Origin of the sequence: Barnesiella sp. WM24 (assembly GCF_004570975.1) — a bacterium.
GTDB lineage: Bacteria > Bacteroidota > Bacteroidia > Bacteroidales > Muribaculaceae > Muribaculum.
The window spans coordinates 40,869-60,575 of record NZ_SPPC01000011.1 but is presented as its reverse complement, the minus strand read 5'-3'; the positions used below and the strand labels follow the sequence as shown (position 1 = coordinate 60,575).

At 45.1% G+C, this 19,707-nt stretch carries 28 protein-coding genes, 1 tRNA gene and 1 pseudogene; 28 read left to right on the top strand and 2 right to left on the bottom strand.

Annotated elements, in window-relative coordinates:
- Positions 1–8: 8 nt before the first annotated feature.
- From E4T81_RS12150 to E4T81_RS12035, 25 genes and pseudogenes are all read left to right on the top strand, one after another.
- The gene (locus tag E4T81_RS12150; RefSeq protein ID WP_135044934.1) at positions 9–371 is read left to right on the top strand and encodes a hypothetical protein; all 363 of its coding nucleotides are present in this window, start codon (positions 9–11) and stop codon (positions 369–371) included.
- Positions 372–418: 47 nt separating this feature from the next.
- Positions 419–652 (top strand): hypothetical protein, encoded by a 234-nt coding sequence (locus E4T81_RS12145; RefSeq protein ID WP_135044932.1) that lies wholly within the window; start codon positions 419–421, stop codon positions 650–652.
- Between the two features lie 7 nt (positions 653–659).
- The gene (locus tag E4T81_RS12140; RefSeq protein WP_135044930.1) at positions 660–1,148 is read left to right on the top strand and encodes a hypothetical protein; all 489 of its coding nucleotides are present in this window, start codon (positions 660–662) and stop codon (positions 1,146–1,148) included.
- Between the two features lie 52 nt (positions 1,149–1,200).
- A complete protein-coding gene (locus tag E4T81_RS12135) occupies positions 1,201–1,842 on the top strand; it encodes a dUTP diphosphatase (RefSeq protein WP_135044927.1) in 642 nt (213 codons plus the stop codon).
- A 48-nt stretch (positions 1,843–1,890) separates the two neighbouring features.
- The gene (locus E4T81_RS12130; RefSeq protein WP_167761885.1) at positions 1,891–2,382 is read left to right on the top strand and encodes a hypothetical protein; all 492 of its coding nucleotides are present in this window, start codon (positions 1,891–1,893) and stop codon (positions 2,380–2,382) included.
- 154 nt (positions 2,383–2,536) lie between these two features.
- Positions 2,537–3,799: a methionine adenosyltransferase gene (gene metK, locus E4T81_RS12125; RefSeq protein WP_135044923.1), complete on the top strand. Its 1,263-nt coding sequence runs from the start codon at positions 2,537–2,539 to the stop codon at positions 3,797–3,799.
- A gap of 12 nt (positions 3,800–3,811) precedes the next feature.
- Positions 3,812–4,354 (top strand): phage holin family protein, encoded by a 543-nt coding sequence (locus E4T81_RS12120; protein WP_135044921.1) that lies wholly within the window; start codon positions 3,812–3,814, stop codon positions 4,352–4,354.
- Between the two features lie 11 nt (positions 4,355–4,365).
- A pseudogene (locus tag E4T81_RS15935) lies at positions 4,366–4,530 on the top strand (peptidoglycan-binding protein); the annotation flags it as partial.
- 18 nt (positions 4,531–4,548) lie between these two features.
- Entirely contained in the window at positions 4,549–4,974 is a 426-nt protein-coding gene (locus E4T81_RS12115) for an N-acetylmuramoyl-L-alanine amidase (protein WP_167761901.1), read from the top strand.
- Positions 4,975–4,985: 11 nt separating this feature from the next.
- Positions 4,986–5,501 (top strand): DUF6808 domain-containing protein, encoded by a 516-nt coding sequence (locus tag E4T81_RS12110; RefSeq protein ID WP_135044917.1) that lies wholly within the window; start codon positions 4,986–4,988, stop codon positions 5,499–5,501.
- A 184-nt stretch (positions 5,502–5,685) separates the two neighbouring features.
- Positions 5,686–6,222 carry a hypothetical protein gene (locus E4T81_RS12105; protein ID WP_135044915.1) on the top strand — a complete coding sequence of 179 codons (537 nt, stop codon included), beginning with the start codon at positions 5,686–5,688 and terminating at the stop codon, positions 6,220–6,222.
- Between the two features lie 11 nt (positions 6,223–6,233).
- Positions 6,234–6,509 (top strand): hypothetical protein, encoded by a 276-nt coding sequence (locus E4T81_RS12100; protein WP_135044913.1) that lies wholly within the window; start codon positions 6,234–6,236, stop codon positions 6,507–6,509.
- A gap of 1 nt (position 6,510) precedes the next feature.
- Positions 6,511–6,945: a hypothetical protein gene (locus tag E4T81_RS12095; RefSeq protein ID WP_135044911.1), complete on the top strand. Its 435-nt coding sequence runs from the start codon at positions 6,511–6,513 to the stop codon at positions 6,943–6,945.
- Between the two features lie 37 nt (positions 6,946–6,982).
- Positions 6,983–8,167 carry a hypothetical protein gene (locus tag E4T81_RS12090; protein ID WP_135044909.1) on the top strand — a complete coding sequence of 395 codons (1,185 nt, stop codon included), beginning with the start codon at positions 6,983–6,985 and terminating at the stop codon, positions 8,165–8,167.
- Positions 8,146–8,349, top strand: a complete 204-nt coding sequence (locus tag E4T81_RS15930; protein WP_135044907.1) for a hypothetical protein — start codon at positions 8,146–8,148, stop codon at positions 8,347–8,349. The genes E4T81_RS12090 and E4T81_RS15930 overlap by 22 nt, the downstream gene beginning before the upstream one ends.
- Positions 8,346–8,789 (top strand): hypothetical protein, encoded by a 444-nt coding sequence (locus E4T81_RS12080; RefSeq protein WP_135044905.1) that lies wholly within the window; start codon positions 8,346–8,348, stop codon positions 8,787–8,789. Before E4T81_RS15930 ends, E4T81_RS12080 begins: the two co-directional genes overlap by 4 nt.
- Positions 8,779–9,429, top strand: a complete 651-nt coding sequence (locus E4T81_RS12075) for a hypothetical protein (protein ID WP_135044903.1) — start codon at positions 8,779–8,781, stop codon at positions 9,427–9,429. Before E4T81_RS12080 ends, E4T81_RS12075 begins: the two co-directional genes overlap by 11 nt.
- A 1-nt stretch (position 9,430) precedes the next feature.
- Complete coding sequence (locus tag E4T81_RS12070) at positions 9,431–9,787, top strand: hypothetical protein (protein WP_135044901.1); 357 nt, start codon at positions 9,431–9,433, stop codon at positions 9,785–9,787.
- A 59-nt stretch (positions 9,788–9,846) separates the two neighbouring features.
- Positions 9,847–10,128, top strand: a complete 282-nt coding sequence (locus tag E4T81_RS12065) for a hypothetical protein (RefSeq protein WP_135044900.1) — start codon at positions 9,847–9,849, stop codon at positions 10,126–10,128.
- The gene (locus tag E4T81_RS12060; RefSeq protein WP_135044898.1) at positions 10,125–10,457 is read left to right on the top strand and encodes a molybdenum ABC transporter ATP-binding protein; all 333 of its coding nucleotides are present in this window, start codon (positions 10,125–10,127) and stop codon (positions 10,455–10,457) included. The genes E4T81_RS12065 and E4T81_RS12060 overlap by 4 nt, the downstream gene beginning before the upstream one ends.
- Positions 10,454–11,452: a DUF1848 domain-containing protein gene (locus E4T81_RS12055; RefSeq protein WP_135044896.1), complete on the top strand. Its 999-nt coding sequence runs from the start codon at positions 10,454–10,456 to the stop codon at positions 11,450–11,452. The genes E4T81_RS12060 and E4T81_RS12055 overlap by 4 nt, the downstream gene beginning before the upstream one ends.
- A gap of 369 nt (positions 11,453–11,821) precedes the next feature.
- Complete coding sequence (locus E4T81_RS12050; protein WP_135044894.1) at positions 11,822–12,400, top strand: hypothetical protein; 579 nt, start codon at positions 11,822–11,824, stop codon at positions 12,398–12,400.
- Positions 12,401–12,464: 64 nt separating this feature from the next.
- A complete protein-coding gene (locus E4T81_RS12045) occupies positions 12,465–12,959 on the top strand; it encodes a hypothetical protein (protein WP_135044892.1) in 495 nt (164 codons plus the stop codon).
- Positions 12,959–13,180: a hypothetical protein gene (locus tag E4T81_RS12040; protein WP_135044889.1), complete on the top strand. Its 222-nt coding sequence runs from the start codon at positions 12,959–12,961 to the stop codon at positions 13,178–13,180. Before E4T81_RS12045 ends, E4T81_RS12040 begins: the two co-directional genes overlap by 1 nt.
- 12 nt (positions 13,181–13,192) lie before the next feature.
- Positions 13,193–13,393: a helix-turn-helix domain-containing protein gene (locus tag E4T81_RS12035; RefSeq protein ID WP_135044887.1), complete on the top strand. Its 201-nt coding sequence runs from the start codon at positions 13,193–13,195 to the stop codon at positions 13,391–13,393.
- 86 nt (positions 13,394–13,479) lie between these two features.
- On the opposite strand, the gene E4T81_RS12030 is transcribed toward E4T81_RS12035, so the two are convergent.
- Positions 13,480–14,685 (bottom strand): site-specific integrase, encoded by a 1,206-nt coding sequence (locus tag E4T81_RS12030; protein ID WP_135044885.1) that lies wholly within the window; start codon positions 14,683–14,685, stop codon positions 13,480–13,482.
- A 224-nt stretch (positions 14,686–14,909) separates the two neighbouring features.
- Positions 14,910–14,997: transfer RNA gene (locus E4T81_RS12025), tRNA-Ser, on the bottom strand.
- 271 nt (positions 14,998–15,268) lie between these two features.
- Here E4T81_RS12025 and E4T81_RS12020 point away from each other — a divergent pair.
- The 3 genes from E4T81_RS12020 to E4T81_RS12010 all read left to right on the top strand — a co-directional run bounded on the left by E4T81_RS12020 (position 15,269) and on the right by E4T81_RS12010 (position 19,614).
- Entirely contained in the window at positions 15,269–16,240 is a 972-nt protein-coding gene (locus E4T81_RS12020; RefSeq protein ID WP_135045122.1) for a calcium/sodium antiporter, read from the top strand.
- Between the two features lie 174 nt (positions 16,241–16,414).
- Positions 16,415–18,565, top strand: coding sequence for a bifunctional endo-1,4-beta-xylanase/feruloyl esterase (xyn10D/fae1, locus tag E4T81_RS12015; protein ID WP_135044883.1), 2,151 nt, complete (start codon positions 16,415–16,417; stop codon positions 18,563–18,565).
- 263 nt (positions 18,566–18,828) lie between these two features.
- The gene (locus E4T81_RS12010) at positions 18,829–19,614 is read left to right on the top strand and encodes a DUF3667 domain-containing protein (RefSeq protein WP_135044882.1); all 786 of its coding nucleotides are present in this window, start codon (positions 18,829–18,831) and stop codon (positions 19,612–19,614) included.
- Positions 19,615–19,707 lie beyond the last annotated feature (93 nt).

Genomic DNA, 19,707 nt, shown 5'->3' with positions numbered 1-19,707 from the left:
TAAAAAGTATGGGACAATTTTCATGGTGCTGCCAGGATACCGGCGAGAGAATTGTGGCTGGAGAATATAAAACAGTCTATATGACCGATAACCATGGCTCTTCATACGAAGAGAATTGCTACGAAGGATATGGGAAATTCGGAGGGAAGGACTATTACGAACTCCTTGCCGAAATGAATGGTATGGGTAGTAATCGCGATGCCGGAATAAATCTTGCCTTTGGTTTGGAGTCAGATGGACATAGCAAATATCCCGAAGGCGACAATCCAAATATATTACATCCGTCGCTGACAAGGCAAAAGGGATGGTACTGCGGAGGGCAACCGCCCAAATCCGACCCAAACCAAGGATTCCCTGAAATATACTATTAAGAACCAGGTTTAACCCACCTGAATGCAAATAAGATATCAAATAAAAAATGACAGCAAATTCAATTTCGAGATTCTTCTCGGTTCAGCAAGCAGTCTATGGAGCAATCATGCTCATCATAGCCATCATGTGGCCCGTAGCGCACATCATTAAAGGAACAATGAATACATACGGTGCCATCTTTTCAATCGCAATGCTTGCCGTATCAATATACCTGTGGCGGCTCGCATGGATAGATTTACGCAACGACTTCAAGAAAGTTCAAACCCCAAACTCAAAATAATATCAATATGAGCGAAAATGCTTTAGTCCAAATCTTCGGAAAGGCGATACCCTTTACGAAAGAAAATCAAAAGACGACGGCTCAGAACCTCGTCGCGAAAGTCGTCGGTGGCGATGCCGACCCCATTACAGTATTCTCAACCATAAAAGCAATGGTAGAGTGCCTATCTATCTTCCTCAAAAGCAAAGAGGTTGTCGATGCAACCATCAGCGCATGCGAAAAGTATGGCAAAAACGGAGCCAACTACAACGGGGCTAATCTTTGCATAGCGGAGGCGGGCGTTAAGTACGACTTCAGCACCTGCAACGACCCGGAGTGGAACGACCTTGCAAAGCGAAAGGCCGAACTGGATGCCAAACTCAAAGCCCGCGAAACATTCCTCCGAGGAATCCCCGGTAAGCAAACTATCGTAGACGAAGATACCGGAGAAGTTTCGACCATTTATGCACCGGCCAAAACATCGACCACAACCGTAAAAGTAACATTCGCAAAATAAAACAAAGGCTGCGTCGGCATGCAAAGTGTTGGCGCAGCCACCGTACTGACAAATGAAAAGAGATTCAATTGTGTTAGAAGTCGCCCACTTCGGCGCACACTATATACTTCCGCAAAAAGCCAAGCCTGGGAGCATCGGCTTTGATCTAACCGTGCCAGAAGATACCGTTGTGCCGGCTCGATCAAGATGTAAGATACCTCTTAACATTGCTATAAACTTACCCAAAAATATCGAGGGAAAGATTGAGCCAAGGAGCGGCTTTGAGCTGTATGGTATGGAAGGGCACGGAACACGTAAGGAGCCAAATTTGCTGTTCGGTATTATCCCAAATATCTTTTTCCCATGGAAGCACACAACCGGTATATATCGTTGGGATTGTGATGTACTTGTCGGTAAAATTGACCCCGGATACACTGATAATATCAATGTCATTGTAAAAAATAACGACGAAGAGTTCACCATAAAACGTGGTACTCGCATCGCCCAAATGACATTCTATAAAGTTCTTTCACCAGAGTTTGAAATTGTAGACAAACTCTCCTGCGAGAGCCGAGGGGGTGGACTCGGCAGTAGCGGCTCTGGACTTCCAACCGAAAAAAAGGATATTCCGTTCCACGAATACTACGCGAGCCTTCCTCCCGAAAAAAGGAAGGAAGTAGATGCAACCCTTATGGGTAAAATATTCAATAGTTAACACAATAGTATGATACATATTCTCACAGCAACGAAAGAGGAGTACGAATTGGCAAAGAAGCATTTGACCAATTACTCCGTATTCAAGACCGGCGTGGGCGCGTCAAATGTTATAAAGACGCTGAGCGCGATGACGCAGCTGTATTCAAAGGAACACAGCTTTATCAATGTCGGTTTCTGCGGTAGCAATAGATTACCAATTGGAACAGTAACCAAAGTATCCAAATCATACCGCCTCGTAGATAATACTGTTGAATTCGACGACTACCGCAACGGATACGAATTTGGCCTGGACGGGTACCCATGCTACACAAGCAATAGCTTCGTTACGGAAAGCACCAGCGATTCCCCGGTAATATACGACATGGAACTCAATTATATGGTCGCGTTCCCCATAGACCTGATCGGTTCTGTCAAAATAGTCAGCGACAATCTCGATGTAACCGAATACGAAACTACAATCGATACAACATCTGCAGAACTGTGGGCTGAGGTAAGAAAAAACATTGAAGAGATTGCCCGCATACGTTCACAACGATAACAAGCCTACCACAACCGTTTTCCCAATAGGTTCGCCGCGCCCGGCACGACTGCATAGCCACTTGCAGTTTGTCGGGCGCATTTTATTAAGTAGATGCACGTAATATATCTAACTTTGAGCAAGTAAACGAAAATCAATCAAAAATATCACAATAATGGGAAAATACCTTTTTACTTCGGAGTCCGTGTCAGAGGGACATCCCGACAAGGTGGCCGACCAGATTTCAGACGCCATCGTGGACGCCCATCTTTCACAGGACGGCGACGCAAAAGTTGCATGCGAAACCCTCGTTACTACCGGCCAGGTTATCATCGCCGGCGAATATCGTTCAACCGCAAAAGTGGATGTTCAAGACATCGCCCGCCGCGTCATCAACCGAATCGGTTATAACAAGAGCGACTACAAGTTCGACGCCGAATCATGCGGCATCCTAAACGCCATGCACGGTCAGAGTCCGGATATTAACCGTGGCGTTGTGCGTGAATCAGAAGAGGCACAGGGTGCCGGCGACCAGGGTATGATGTTTGGCTTCGCCTGCAATGAAACCGAAACCTATATGCCGCTGTCGCTCTATATCAGCCACAGGCTTCTCCAGGAACTTTCTTGCATCCGTCGCGAAGGCAAGGTTATGACCTATCTGCGCCCAGACTCCAAGAGCCAGGTAACTGTGGAATATGATGACGAGAGCAACCGCCCGAACAGAATCCACACCATCGTAATCTCAACACAGCACGACGACTTCATCAAGGCCGAGCATGGGCTCCCCCAATCTGCAGCCGATACCCTCATGCTTAACAGAATCAGTGAAGACGTGAAGAACATTCTGCTCCCGCGAGTTATCTCTCAGCTTCAGCCCGAAGTCGCAGCTCTGTTTGACAGCAATCTCGTTCTTCATGTCAATCCCACCGGCAAGTTCGTCATCGGCGGCCCCCACGGAGATACCGGCCTTACAGGGCGCAAAATCATTGTCGACACCTACGGCGGTCATGGTGCACATGGTGGTGGCGCGTTCTCTGGTAAAGATCCCAGCAAGGTCGACCGCTCAGCAGCCTACGCCGCCCGCCACATCGCCAAGAATCTTGTAGCCGCAGGAGTGGCGGATCAAGTTCTTGTGCAGGTTGCATACGCCATAGGCGTGGCCCAGCCTGTGAGTCTTTGTGTGAGCACAGTCCGCCGTCATGTTCCTTATGCCGACTCGGAAATCGCCAACATCGTTTCCCAGCTTGTCGACCTTACTCCCGCTGGCATCAACAAGAGACTCAAACTCCGCAACCCCATTTACGAAGCAACAGCTTCCTACGGACACTTCGGCCGCATCCCTTCAATCGAAAATGTAGGAGATAAGCAAGTCGAACTGTTCACATGGGAGAAACTTGACCTCGTGGACGAACTCAAGAAAGTCTTCAACCTCGAATAAACAAACAGAGTGATGAACGAAATAATCTCCATGGCATTCAGCAACTACGATTTGGGCCATTTATACCGCCACCTAATAGTCTGCTTCATTCTGTTTCTCTCGACTGTAGCTGTATGTATTATAGATTTTATTAGTGGCATATATACCGCCAAGAAACTCGGAGAACCTCTTCGTTCTCGCAAGCTCAGAATGACCGTAGAGAAGATTTCATGGTATTGGTTAATCCAGCTTTTGGGATTCATCTTAGGACTGATGGGTACCATCTTTACTTGGTACGAATGGCCGTATGTGTCAATGGTTATTGCTGTCGCCATCATAGTGATTGAAGGCAAGAGTGTTTTTGAACACTCTAGACGCCGTAAATGCCGTACAGCAAAAATTCCTGAGACAATCCGAGATATAGCCGAATGGATTGGCGATGATGCTTTAAAAGATTCAATCCATGAATTAGCTAAGAAACGTGTTCTCGACGCACTTAACAGGAAACTTGGAGCGGATTGCTATGAATCAATTGAACAGATACTTGGATCAGAAAGCTGTGACACCACGGAATAAATAACGATAAAATGACTATACTCAGACTCGGAAGCAGGGGCGATGATGTAAAGACCCTGCAAACAAGGCTCAATCTCATTGCAGATGGCATCTTCGGCCCGATTACGGACGAAGCTGTCAGGGCATTTCAGAAAGCCAACAAACTTACTGTCGATGGTGTTGTCGGCACCAACACATGGGCAAAATTAGGCATTATTACCACAAATTCCCGGAATATCACAGAACTCATCGTGCATTGCTCGGCGACTCCTGAAGGTAAGGACTTCACGACGGCTCAAATCAGAGAGTGGCATCTTGCTCGCGGATTCTCAGATATAGGGTATCACTACGTTATATATCGAGACGGCAGCGTTCATGCCGGCCGCGCAGAATCCAAAATTGGCGCACACTGCGTGGGCCACAATTCAAACTCCATCGGGGTATGCTATATTGGTGGTGAAGTCGCCGATGGTAGCCATGTTCCCAAAGATACACGCACGCCGGCGCAGAGAACAGCTCTCGTCAAACTTCTCAAAGGGTTAAAGGCGAAATATCCCAAGTCAACAATTCACGGTCATAGAGAGTTTGCGAACAAGGCTTGCCCGTCATTTGATGCTCTCACCGAATACAAGAGTCTCTAAATTCCAACAGTATGAAAAAGGCAATAACAATTCTCTTAATCTTGCTGCTTGCATCCGTTCTCGCTAATGTGATGCTCTGGACCAGAGCCGGTCCCATAGATACAGAAGAAAAGGTAATCACAATCTACGACACAATCCCGTATCGCCAGCCAGTCCCCGTTGATAGCGTGATACTTCGGTATGTCACCGAAAGACTGCCAGCCGCAAGACAACCCAGTCCGCCGACAGCTACGATTGAAACGATCGTGGATTCGATGAGTTACGAGTCCCCGAAGGATAGTGTAGAAGTCGTAATTCCTATTACCCAAAAGATATACGAAGACAGCACTTTCAGAGCCTACGTGAGCGGTTATCGTCCGGCTCTGGATAGCATTGAGATTTTCAAACGCACCGAGACCGTCTATATCAGGTCGCCCACCAAAGATAAAAAGTGGGGAATCGGAATCCAACTCGGTTGCGGCATGATACCGAATAGAGTTCAGCCGTATATTGGAATAGGAATTTCCTACAACATAATCACTTTCTAAACTCTTTTTCATTGTAAAAAGGCAATCCGCTTGGGTTGCCTTTAATATTATCATATTGATTATATCTGACAAAATAAATTGCAGATATGATTAAAATAACACCCCTAAAACTTGCATATATGATTATTTTTGATTATCTTTGTATATGCAAATGAGATAAAAAACATCAAAAAAGACCACCAATATGAATACAAGAGAAACCATAAAGAAAGCGATAGAAATCCTGAAAAGTGTGAAGAAAAAATCCAACTTCGACATGGAGCAGGTCTGGTACGAAAACAACGGCTACGATGCAAAGTTCGACAATCAAATGAGAAGTTACTTCTCCACAATCCGCCCTCTCGCAGACCAGGAACTTCACCAAGCAATGTGCGACGTCTGGAACGCAACCTTGGAATTCTACTACACCGAGCCAAAAACCGAAGAATGCGAAATAGAAAAAGCTCTCACGGAAGCACAGCGAATCAGACGTTCTATAACGGCTGAAGACAAGGCCCGCGGAGTCGCCAAATACGAATTGGTAAAGACGAACAAAGGGCAAAAAGTTCTCATCACATATCTCGACGGAAGCAAAGGCCTCCGAAAGCTCTACGAGGAACCCTCTAAAGAACAGAGCCTGAACTTCGATGCTTGCGAAAAAGAGCTCATCGATCTCGCTGAACTCGGAAGCCACGATTATCGCTCGGCTCTCGCCGCACTCGTAGCAAAGTATAACGCTTAAACAATATTAATATGAAGTACATCAAGAAAATCATCGTAGGACTCGAAAGCCGACAGGAAGCCAACGATGTAGCCGATCATCAGAATGATCTCGGCCAAACCACCAAAGACCGGAGAGTTATATTTGCCGGAGAAGGAGACAAGAGCAAGACAGTAGTTCCCGGTTGGGCCCCACTCATCTTCATCGCAATATCGACAAACGAAAAAGCGATGAAAGAAATTACTGAGGAATTTTTCGGGGAAGTTCCCGTACTCTTCGATATTGAAGATGTAAAAGAAAACGCGTGATATGAGCCAAGACCTACTAAGCATCGCTAATGCCTCTCGCAAGGAAGTCATCGACAAAGACGTCCGAGAAAAAGAAGCCCAAAAAAGACAACGCTCGAAGCGTCAGGAAAACGCGAAACACGCCTATGAAACATTCAAAGACACGTTATCCCAATTATTGGGAATAGGCTCTTTCAAAATAGATAAATCTAAACTCCCCAGTGCCGAACCATGCGTAGTAATCATTGATTCTGCCGGAAGGAGATTTGAGATTCACTACGAAAAAGCCTTGAATACTGACGGCTCTCACTTCGGAAGAGGCGACTGCGACTACCATATAAATGTGCAATGGGGCAACGATAAATGGCTCACGTACAGCGTGGCAATCAGCGAGAAAATCGTTGCTCAACAATTAGGCCGCTGGTTAGGCCAAATCAATACTTACAAACTCGCTTAAATGCAAATAAGATAGACAAACGCAAATAAGATACCTAATGGAAACAATTTTATCAATCAAGAACTGCCATAGAGCAAAGACAGTTCGCCCGGTCAATCAGCCAGACTCTCCCGACTACACTTTCGACTATCGGGCAATTGCCAAGCACCAAGGATTCATGTATTGTAACTACGCCCACAAAGTTACATCACCTTCAGGCGAAGAAATCGAAATTTCCAACTACAATCTCAAAGAATGGGCAGTCACAAGTTGGCTTTACGAAGTCAGCCTCGAAAATCTCTACGATGCAGGTGTGAGAGCGTTCTCCGGAACAAGCCATACTCCCGAAGACAGGGCGGTCCAGTACATTCGTGACTATGAGAAAGAAATTGTGGAAGACTTGAAGGAACTCCCCGAGGCAGAACACGAAGCCTACATCGAGAAATACCGCGAATGGGTTGCCACGCTGTTCAGCAAGCACTCTCGTGTTATGAGCGCAATGATTGTCGGGCCGGCGAAGTTCCCGACTAAAAGAAACAAAAGTGCCAGCGACGCCTACGACACAGCCTACAGAAACTTCCGAGAGTGGCGTGACCGATTCTTCAAAGGAGTCCAGCGTCGCATGGAAGCCGCGAAGCCACAAGACCAAAGAGAAGAGGAAGAGTGGCAAGCGGTAAAGGCACGAATAATGGATACTGCGAGAAGTATCTTCGGGATTGACACCCGTAATGAGCCGTATAACCGAACACTTTTTGTGTCGAACCTCTACAACCGAATGGAAACCCTTGCGAAGAATGGTAAAGTCGAAATGCTCCGCAGAGCCGGCGAGTTCATCAAAGAACTCAATGCGAAGTTCAAAAGCGCCGGTGGCAAACCGATATTCACTGATCGCCACAAGTTCTGGAAACTCGTAGAGAAGGCAGAGGAAACCCTTGCCAAGCAAACCGAGAACGCGAACCGCGAAAACGAAGTGTTCGAAATGTATTCTTGCACTATCGTCAAGAACTACGAAGAAGACCGCCTGCAAATCTTCCACGAAGGAAAGCCGGCACCAGAGGTCATCAGCCTGCTCAAGAAAGAAGCCTGGCGATGGTCTAGAAACAATGCATGCTGGCAACGTCAGCTTACGCAGAATGCATGCTATAGTGCAGCCCGCGTCATTCTCGGTGGTCCCAACGGAACTTACGATGTCAGTGAAGTGTCAAAATTAGGACAGAAGCTATGGCACGGCCACCAAGAGTAAAACGAATCTGTATAGAAGAGGGAGAGCGCGTGGATATACACCGCTTTCCCAACTTCAGCGCGTCCGGAAGTGTAACTGGTATGAGAAAACTCTACTATGGTAAAAATGCTCTTCTCGTGCGCTGTGGCTCCTTTATATATAATGTATCATCAGAACCCACAATTTACGAAAACGCAATATGAAATATATCATAGACCCCACTATCCCCTTTGAAGGAACAGTCGTTACAAGCATGAGTGATGACATCCACAGCGACTATGGAGGCGAAACTCTCGAAGCTCTGAAAAAGGCCAAAGATAATCCTAATCTCATAGCCGTAACCCCTGAAAGAGTCGCAGAACTCGTCAACGAGCATCGAGCAATGCTCAACAAAGCTCCATTCGAGGAAATAGACGAAGAACGCTACTACGATGTTATGGATTGTCTTCCGCCGGCAAGAATGTTGCATAACGCCTTCTTTGTCGGAGAATGCTACCAGTACGACCTATACCCATTCTGCTTCAAGATTGGCGGCAGATTCTTCGAGGGTAGGAGGGCAATTAGCACACCGAAAGAAGTTCTATACACTGAAATTAAAGACTTCTTCGACAATCTTATAAAATCAGAGACCGATGGTAATTGAGATTGAGATTGAATTCCATGAGAATGAGGTTCCTCCAAGATGCCGAAAACCGCGACCAATCGGACATAAAGAAAAGGTCAAGGTTAGAATAAGAGAGGCATCTGCAACCGAGGCCCCGGTTGCGTTTATTGTCCATAGCCTCAGGGAGCGGATGATGGAGGTCCGGTTGTTCAAGAACCAGTTATACAAAGAAGCTAGAATCTCATTCTATAACGGCAAACGCTCCGAAGAATATGAATTCGATGCCATCCCTTGGGAAAGCGTATTCAGAAAATACCCCAATTACGGAGAGTACACAACAAAGGCGGAATATGTCGCATATCTAAAACTCACAAGTCGCGAATACTTGATAGTTGATGGGAAAGTCTTTCGCAGATGTTATGAGCCATTTTATCGCATCTCCACCTTTGGATATTACGGCTGTGGAACCGCCATTTTCCCAGAATTCTCCGACAAAAGACGGAAGGAAGTATTCGGTTACAGTGCCCTTGACAAAGAGCGAGCAATAGCGGATGCCATAAATATCGCCACAGAACGTGGCGATGAAAAAAGCGTAGATTCAATTAAAGAAATGGTGCATGGGCCGATAGATGTCATCATCCCTTCTGCCTGCAAACGCAAATTCAAAAGACAAATATAAAATGGGGGAAATAGCAGAAATGATGCTCGACGGTACATTGGATGCCATAACCGGTGAATATCTTGGCGAAGCATGCGGTTATCCAAGGAGCCAAACGGACGGCACCTATTGGCCGAACCAAGAAAAGCTCAAAAGACGGGCGAGACAGTCTATCAATGATCTTTGCTCCGGAATTGGAGTTACTAACCGTAACGACCAACAGTTTTTAGTGAGCGAATTCCTAAAATGCATGGGGCTCGCGAGACTTCCTAAAATGCAAGCTCAAATAGAAATGGTCTTTCTCCATCACAAGAAAGACTTCAAGATATTCCTCTGCGAGATTGAAAAAGAGATAATCAACGAAACAAAAACTGAATAAATATGGGGTACAGATGCCACGTCGCTACCAAGTACGACGTAAAATATGATCATGGCTTCATGTCATACCAACAAGATTGTATAAACCGCTTACTCAACGACCTATGCCCCGGATTGTGGTGCAACAGCGAGTATATCGAGAGCGCAGACACACTCGAAATACCTAAAGACGAATTTGAGCAAGCGATTAAGAAGGTCAAGAAATGTCGAGAGAGATACGCCAGATACCTCGAAGAGGGCGAAGCAGAGTTTTCGGTAGAAGAACTTATATCGAGCTTGGAAACATGGTTTGAAAACAGCGATCCCAATAACGACTTCGTCAGATTATATTGGTTCCAATGATGACAGCGACTGTATTTAAATTTGTTCCATGGGATACCAAACCCATAGATGCCCTCAAGGACAGCATTGTCTATAAAATAAGGGAACTTATCAATTCCGGCATCAAACTCAATAGAGCACAAAAGAATTGGATTACTCACAAAGTAAACTCCAATTCGTACTTTAACAACGCCATTCCTTTGCAGGGTTGGGCTTTCACATTCCACGATATCTTAAAGAAATTTGTAGTAAAGCGGTATGGACAATGTGCAGAGTATTATGCAGTCGACAAAACTTCATTGCGTGAATATCTGGGCTCCGGAATTGAATATATTGTTGAAGTGAAATGAAAATGTATAAGCACGAAAAGGTAAGCATTATTCGCGAAACTGGAGAGTGTGTGGATGCTATCGCGCCCATCGTCATATCGGCAAGTCGGAGCACTGACATTCCAGCATTTCATTTGGATTGGTTCTTCAACCGACTCAAGAAAGGATATTGCTCGTGGGTAAATCCATTTAACCAAAAGCAATCTTTTGTTTCGTTTCAGAATACTAGAGTGGTAGTGTTCTGGTCTAAAAACCCCATAGCACTCATAGACCGAATGCTAGAGCTATCCAGTCGCAATGTAAACTGCTATATCCAGTTTACTCTCAATGATTATGCAGCCGAAGGGTTTGAACCGAGCATTCCACCGCTAAACCAGCGCATCGATACATTCAAACGCCTCGTTGATGTTTTAGGCGTTGGTTCTGTCATATGGAGATATGACCCAGTTATTCTGACAGACAATCTTCAGATAACAGACCATCTTGAAAGAATAGAGAAGATCGGTCGAGAACTCAAAGACTATTGTGAGAAACTAGTATTCAGCTTCGCGGACATCACAAGCTATCGTAAAGTGCAATACAATCTCAACCAAGGCGGAATAAAGTATGTAGATTTCACACAAAAAAGCATGTGTGATTTTGCAACTGAATTATCCAAAATTAATGAATCGCTTGGATATGAACTCGCAACTTGCGGAGAACAAATAGACTTGAGTAAGTTTGGCGTAGCAAAGAATCGTTGCGTTGACCCCTTACTAATGACGCGACTATTCAAAGACGACGAAAGGCTAATGTCATGGCTCGGCTACTCGGATATGTTCGGTACTCCAGAATCCTTTCCCAAAGACCCCGGACAAAGAGCTGCATGTGGCTGCGTCCTCAGCAAAGATATTGGAACATATAATACCTGCGGGCATAGCTGCGTGTATTGCTACGCCAATATTACGCCTGCATATGGCAAACAAGGGTGCGAACAAGCCAATAGGAAGAATGAGTATGAATCCTTAATTAGTTAGCAATAAACATGAAAATAGAAATGTCAACCGACCAGGCTCAAATTGTATTCAGCACTTTAGCTGACGAGATTTACAGAACCTCATCTTGCATTGCGTCTGAGAATCGAAAACAGAATCGAATAGAGCTTATTAGCAAACTCTGCAAACACATCGGAGTTCAACTGCTAAATTGCGATGCCATAGATGCCGAATATTATATCGCAGTATGCGGTGCCCTCTAATTAGGCAAAACATAGTAACAATGATTATTACACTAATAAATATTGCGTATATGATTAAAATAATCGCCCCAAAACTTGCGTAAATGATTATTTTCGATTAAATTTGCAAGTGCAAATAAGATACATTCTAATCAAAAAACTCAAACAAATGGAAGCAATCCAATTAAACAAAGAGACGTTAGTAGCTGTATATGGCAACTGTAACGCCGTCGGTCGAAAGGCCATCAAAGAACAGATAGGAGAAAAGCTCTCTGAGATACTCCCCGTAACAGATCGTGTGAAAACCATCAAAGATGCCATCGAAGAACTTGGCGAAGAACACGAAGCAGTAAAAGCCTATCGTGCCGTGGAATGGAGCCTCCGCGATCTAATGCCCGACATCAAAGCATATTTCCAACTTCGCATCATCACCGCCGCCCTAAATGAGGGCTGGGAACCTCAGTTTGTCGATGGCGAGCGCCGTTGGTACGGGTGGTACGACCTTATCAGCAAGGAAGACTACGAAGCTCTATCTGACGAAGAGAAGAGCCGGTGCGTCGGTCGGTCGAACTACTATGCGTACGCGAGTGGCGGTCTCGTCTACTCGGACGCGTATTTCGCTTCTTCGTACTCGAACTACGGCTCTCGGCTCGCCTTCAAAAGCGAAAAGCTGGCTGAGTATGCAGCCAAACAATTCATCGAGATTTACGCAGATTTTTGCTTCATTCCCGAAAAGAACAAAGCATAGTAAGAAACCAACCATCATGTCGGATCGGCTATTGATGCCGGTCCGACACTAAAATCCAATTCTTATGAGCGTAAACTCAAAATTAGACCGGCTCAAAAAACGAAAAGCTGAACTGCGCGCTAAACTAAACGAGCAGTTGCGCAATGGGAAACTATATCAGGCAAACATCACCATGGGTAAAATCCAAGATGTCGAAGCCGCAATAGAGGAAGCTGAAAGCTACTTGCCAAAAAAACTATCAGAGCTTTTTGACAAAGAAACTCTCAATAAGTCCGGCATAAACAATGCCATTGTAAAAGTACACTTGGCCGCAGACTATCTCGCAGATTGCGCTTACGATTTGAAGGATAAATTCGATAAGCTCGGAGTTCAGGAAAACCATCTAATTCCGCTGCTCGACGACATCAAAAAACGGGCTCAAGAATTTGCCAGCATAGTTTGCCATCCTAATTTTGCCGGGTTGTCTGATTTTATCGTAAATAATGAGGATTACATCGATGATGTTAACTCGATAACAGATAAATACATTGAGAATCATCTCACAATAACCGACGACTAATGGCAGACTTTTTCCAACCATATATCTACGAACTGATAAAGGAAGAGATAAAACGTGTTCAAGATGCTCATGTAGCACCGGTCGTTGCTACAAAGCAGGCAATAATGGCCGTTATTTGCAAAGACTTCGATGAGGCAATCGCATCCCTTGTGGAAGATGGTCTTATTACCCAAAGCATGAATATCAACCACATTCCTTTATATAAGCTCGCAGAACGATAATAAGATAGCGTAATGGTAACAGCAACAGAACCCCAAGTAGCCCCAACCGGGCGATATACAGTGAAGCAGACGTGCGAACACCTCGGAATTCACCGTAACACACTGCGTCGCTACACTGAAGAAGGTCATATAAAATGCAGTTTCAGGCGGGAAACCGCGAGGAAAATATATCTGGGAAAAGAAATCCTGCGATTTTGGAATTCCCAGCTTTAAGATACTTCATATTTGCAATCCCAACCCGTGAGGGCGCAAGATTTAAGAGCCACGAGGAAACTCCTGGCTCTTTTTGTGCGATGACCTTACAGTTGCCCCAGAACATAGTCGATGACGCGTCGGTTGGCCTCATCCACCTTACGCATATTGAAATTGATGTATATTGCAGAGGTGGAGTTGCCATAGGAGTGTCCGAGAGCAGCCGCAATGGTCGCGTCTGGAATATCGAGATCCGATGCAATTGTAGCCCATGTATGACGGGCCCAATAAGTAGTAAGCTCTTGAAAAGTGATACCGTCGTCTATGCTATTAAGCGCAACCTTTACGCTATTGAGTCCGCGAACAAGGCAATTATAGAATGTCCGATAACTTTTATGGTGGTCGAGATAGTTAAGCAAGTGCCGCTCACCGGCATATTTGCTTATGATAGCCGCAGCTTCAGGCTCCAATTTAATCGAATAGAGTTTATGCGTCTTTGCGCGACGGTACTGCAGACGACCATCTGTTATACCTGTAGCATTGCAGATATCTACAACATTCATACCAATCAAGTAGAACGAGAGCATAAAGAAATCCCGGTACTTCTCAAGATGTGGTTCTATGCCTGCCGTCATTATTTTTCGCAAAGATTCAACGGACATAGACCTCTTTCTTGTTTCTTCATATTTCAACTTGAATTTTCTGAATGGATAGGCGGCAGTAATCTCGTTGTCGATTGCGTAGTTGAAAACGGCACGAATATTACGAAAATGTATATTGCGAGCATTCTTTGCCGGCGAAGTCTTAGCAAGGAAAAGGTCAAAATTAGTAAGCCATTCCAAAGTCATTTCCTCGAACGTAAGGGCAGCATACTCCTTAGGCTTGAATTTTTTTATGCGTTCAAGCGTCGCAAGATAAATCTGCCTAGTCCGACCACCTTTATTATCAGCAAATTTCTCCAGCCATACGCAAAAAAGGTTTTTGGGAACAGACTCGGCTTCTTCCGGATTGACAACCGCAAGTATTCGGTTTTTGATTTCCGTTATTGTCCCCTCAATATCCTTATTCGCAATCATCGAGAGAACGATTTCGTCGACCTCAAGCTTACGCTTTTTTATATAAGTGTTGTAGAATTGCTTTTTGGGATGCCCTATAACCTTATTGGCTTTAGAATCCCATTGCGATGCTAACAAAGATATGCCAAGAGATATATATGAGGTTGAGCCACGTTTCGTGATGGCAATCTTCAGTGGGGCCGGTTTTGTTTCATCCTTGACTGCCCGCCGGTCAAGATACAATTTGGTGGTTACCATAGTTCTCAAAGTTGCGGGTAATTTGCGGGTAGGTTTAATCCAAAGCAATCGGAATACACCCAAAAAGTGCAAACTTACCGTTTTTTTTAAGAACGAGTACGGATAGTGAGACAACGACCATACCGCGAGTATCAAGTACCAACTCCCAATGCCTAAAGAACGTCAAAATAGCATTCAGAGACGTAAATGATAAAAAGAAGCCCGGTAAATACCAGGCTTCTAAGCGGAAAGAGCGGGATTCGAACCCGCGAACGGCTTTCGGCCGTTACAGACTTTCCAGGTCTGCCTCTTCAGCCACTCGAGCATCTTTCCTTATTGTAGCGGCTAAATTGCTCACACGCTTTCCAGGCGTGCCTCTTCAACCACTCGAGCACCACTCCTTGTGGTTTTGCGGTACAAAGGTAAGCAATAATTTTAATACTTCGCAAATTCCTTAATAAAACTTTTCTACAACTACATTTTTTCAATAAAAATCCGGTCATCCTAAGCATCGCCCTACTCTTTTAATTTTATAATCAGGATTAACTTAATGCGTTGAGATTTGTTAACTTTGTATCCACATAAAAAGCAGATATACTCTATGATTATTGACATTTTCTTTCTTGTATTAGGATTAGCGCTTATTCTCTTTGGTGCCAACATACTTACTGACGGCGCTTCATCTGTTGCTCGCCGTTGGGGCGTGTCTGATCTGATAATCGGACTTACCGTAGTGGCGTTTGGCACATCTGCACCTGAATTTGTTATCAGCCTTATATCTGCCGTGCAGGGTAATACCGGGCTTGCCATCGGAAATGTGGTGGGAAGCAATATCTTCAATGTGCTCGCCATAATCGGAGTCACTGCAATGGTGGCGCCGATAAAAGTGGAACGAAGTATAATGACAAACGAGATTCCTCTTGTGATACTGTCGTCAATAGCGCTGCTTGCAATGGGAAACGCCCCGCTGCTTGACGGAGCTGAGTCTATGGTCCTCTCAAGGGTAGACGGTATCGTTTTATTACTGTTTTTCATGATATTCATGCGTTACACATTTGCCTCGGCTAAATCGACGCAGGGAGTGGATCCTGCCGAGAAAGAAGCTGCGACAAAGAAGGAGATGCCTATGTGGAAAGCCGTCATATGGGTGATCGGAGGACTTGCCGCATTGATATTTGGCGGCGATCGCTTTGTCGCCGGTGCGTCAGGCATAGCGTCAAGTCTCGGTGTAAGTGATGCCATAATAGCCCTTACCATAGTTGCCGCAGGAACTTCGCTTCCTGAGCTTGCGACATCAGTGACCGCTGCCCGCAAGGGCAAGACCGGCATAGCAGTGGGCAATGTTATCGGAAGCAATATCTTCAATATATTTCTTGTGCTTGGCTGTTCGGCTACGGTTCATCCGTTAAAATTCAACGGCATAGGCAACTTTGATTTGCTTGTCTTGACCGGTGCTTCAATATTGTTCTGGCTGTTTGGCTGGTTTTTCAAAGAACGCACCATCACCAGGTCTGAAGGTATAATTCTGACAGTATGTTATATAGCCTACGTTGCAGCGCTTATATCGGCAGCGTGATAATCGGCGGTTTCAATTGCCGCGTTGCGAAATTACTGTTTTAAATTTCGCATGATTGTGAAAAAAATAATAAGACTTTATTAAACCTTTTATACAGAAATTAGTCTAACGAGCGTAATGCAGTGTGAAAACACGTACAGAGTTTTTAATAAATCAATCTAAAAATCTTAGTAAATGAACAGAACACTTTTATCAGGTCTGCTTTCTATGTTTATTGCAGGCTCGGCGTTTGCCCAATTTGGCAAGCCTGTGGACAATGGTCCTGCAAGTCTGAAAGATGCTTATGACGGCTACTTCACCATGGGAGTTGCCGTGAATCAGCGTAATGTTTCCGACCCGACTCAGATTGAGTTGATAAAAAAAGAGTTTAACAGCATCACCGCTGAAAATGACATGAAGCCCGGTGAATTGCATCCGGCAGAAGGTGTATGGAATTGGGAGCGTGGCGACAAAATCGCTGATTTCTGTCGTGCCAACGGGATTAAGCTGCGCGGTCACTGCCTCGTGTGGCATTCTCAATTCTGTGACTGGATGTTCAATGACAAAAATGGCAAACCCGTATCCAAGGAGGTGTTTTACAAGCGTCTGCGCGAACATATCCACACAGTTGTCAACCGCTACAAAGACATTGTATATGCCTGGGATGTAGTAAATGAAGCGATGTCTGACGGCGGGCGCGGATGGAATGGCAAAGCCCCCGACCCCTATCGCAACAGCAGGCTTTATCAGCTCTGCGGCGACGAGTTTATTGCAAAGGCATTTGAGTATGCTCATGAAGCCGACCCCAATGCCATACTGTTTTATAATGACTATAATGCGGCAACACCTGCAAAGCGCGACCGCATATATGACATGGTAAAAAAGATGCAGAATGCAGGCGTGCCCATCACCGGTATAGGAATGCAAGGTCATTATAATATATATGGTCCGTCGGAAGAAGATGTGGATTCCGCCATTACCAAATATTCGGAATTGGTTGACCATATCCACATCACAGAACTTGACATACGCTGCAACGAAGAGATGGGTGGACAGCTACACTTCTCCAAAGGTGAAAACAATGCTATGCCCTCTTATGTGTCCACTCTTCACGAAGATCAGTTTGCACGTATGTTCCGGGTATTTCGCAAGCACAAGGATGTAATCGACAATGTGACGATGTGGAATCTTAGTGACCGCGATTCGTGGCTCGGCCTGAACAATCATCCGCTTGTTTTTGACGAGAACCTAAAGCCGAAGAAAGCCTACTATGCAGTTAAAAACTTCAATGCCACGCTCGACAACACTCTTCCAAAGGAAGATTTTGTGCCAAGTGAATTAAATCAGCCCGGTCAGGAGTATCCGATGGTCAATTCTGAAGGATATGCGCGCTTCCGCATTGATGCGCCCACAGCCAAGTCTGTTATCGTCAGCTTGGGACTTGGCGGTCGTGGCGGCACAGTGCTGCGTAAGGACAAAGACGGGGTGTGGGTAGGCACGACAGAGGGCCCGATGGATGAAGGATTCCATTACTACCATCTCATAATCGACGGTGCTGTAGTAAATGACCCGGGAGCAAAAAATTACTTTGGCTCGGCGCGTTGGGAAAGCGGGATAGAGATACCGGCTCATGACCGTGATTTCTATGCGTTGAAAAAAGTGCCTCACGGTAATGTGCAGCAGGTGATTTTTGATTCGCCAAGCACAGGAGAGCAGAAGCGGGCGTTTGTATATACCCCGGCAGAATACTCGGCCAATCCCAAAAAGAAATATCCTGTACTATACCTGCAGCACGGTTGGGGAGAGGACGAGACAGCATGGCATAATCAAGGATGTGCCAATCTTATCATGGACAATCTTATTGCCGAGGGCAAATGCAAACCGTTTATCATTGTGATGACCTACGGCATGACCAATACCGCGCGTTTCGGCTCTATCGGCTCGTTTAACTACAAAGATTTTGAGACTGTGCTTGTTGACGAGTTAATACCGTTTATAGACAAAAACTTCCGCACCCTTCCCGACAAGAATCATCGTGCAATGGCAGGACTGTCGATGGGCGGAATGGAAACTAAAAACATAACTCTCAGCCGTCCCGAAGTATTTGGGTTTTATGGACTGTTCAGCGGTGGCACCTATTCTCCCGATGAACTTAAAAACAACAAGCCCAAACTGATTTTTACTTCCTGCGGGGCAAAAGAAAACCCGGAAAGGGTCCGGAATTCAGTAGACGCCCTGAATGTGGCCGGATTCAATGCGGTATCCTACATCTCAGACGACACCGCACATGAGTTCCTCACATGGCGGCGCAGCCTTAAAGAAATGGCACCGCTGCTCTTCAGATAAGACTATTTCAGAAGACTCAATAACGGCAGGCATATCAGTACGGTTAAGTGATATGCCTGCCGTATTGTTATATTAACATTCTCATTTGCCAATCATATGTTTATTGGTTTGGAACGGTAAAGATATTTTTTAGTCAAGGTTATTGTCGTGAGCCATAAAAAGGTGTAATTTTGTAGCGACAAGATGGTTGTGATGCCGTCTTGATAGTGTGATGCCGATTTTAAATGTAGCTAAGTCGGATTGACTTTAATAAATATACTTGAATGGAAAATGAATCGACTCCCGGTGACGGAGAGAAAAGATGTCTAAATTGCAATACTGAATATAAGGGAGCATATTGCCACAATTGCGGTCAACATATATCAACGGGGCGCCTTGCTTCCCGTGATTTTTTCACCAATGCCGCTTTGAGCCTTCTGCGTGTCAACCGTGGATTCGGTTATACCGCTTATCATCTGCTATATGAACCCTGGGCGGTCATACGCAATTATATTCATGGTAAGCGTGTGATTTATACCGCGCCGGTTCCCATGTTGATTGTGCTATGTCTTTTCGGGACTTTAATCCCTAAAATCCTCGGGGTACAAAATGTGTTTTATTTAGATGCCGAATCGGCAATGCTGCCCGGCGAGATGATGAGTGAACGAATAATAAACGCCATACTGCATTTCTATACGTCCTCTCCGGTATTTCAGGCGTTGACAATGTTTATTCCTTACATGATTGCGGTTATGATGGTTTACCGCAAGTCGGGGGCTCGTCGCTTCAATATTGCGGAGTATACCGTAGCTATGATTTACATGGCTGATTTTGTAATCATTACAGAGATTGTGCTTCTGCCGGTCTCTTTTGTGTCCAATGACGTTTGCACAGCCTTGTGGGTTTTGCTTGAGCTTGTGATGGGTGGTATTGTGCTTGATAAAGCATTTCCGCAGCCCACGCGTCTGAAAACTTTATGGAAGATATTCCTGTTTCTGTTGATTTCACAGATAGTGATGTGGGTGCCGATGGTGATTTTCGGAGTGGTGTGTGGTATGTTTATGGTATAATAGCTATCTTTGTTGTGCAGATAGCCCGGCACCACGCCCCGGCTAAAATTGAATGACCAAGCGATGGTAAATGACTTTAACCTTAATTGATTT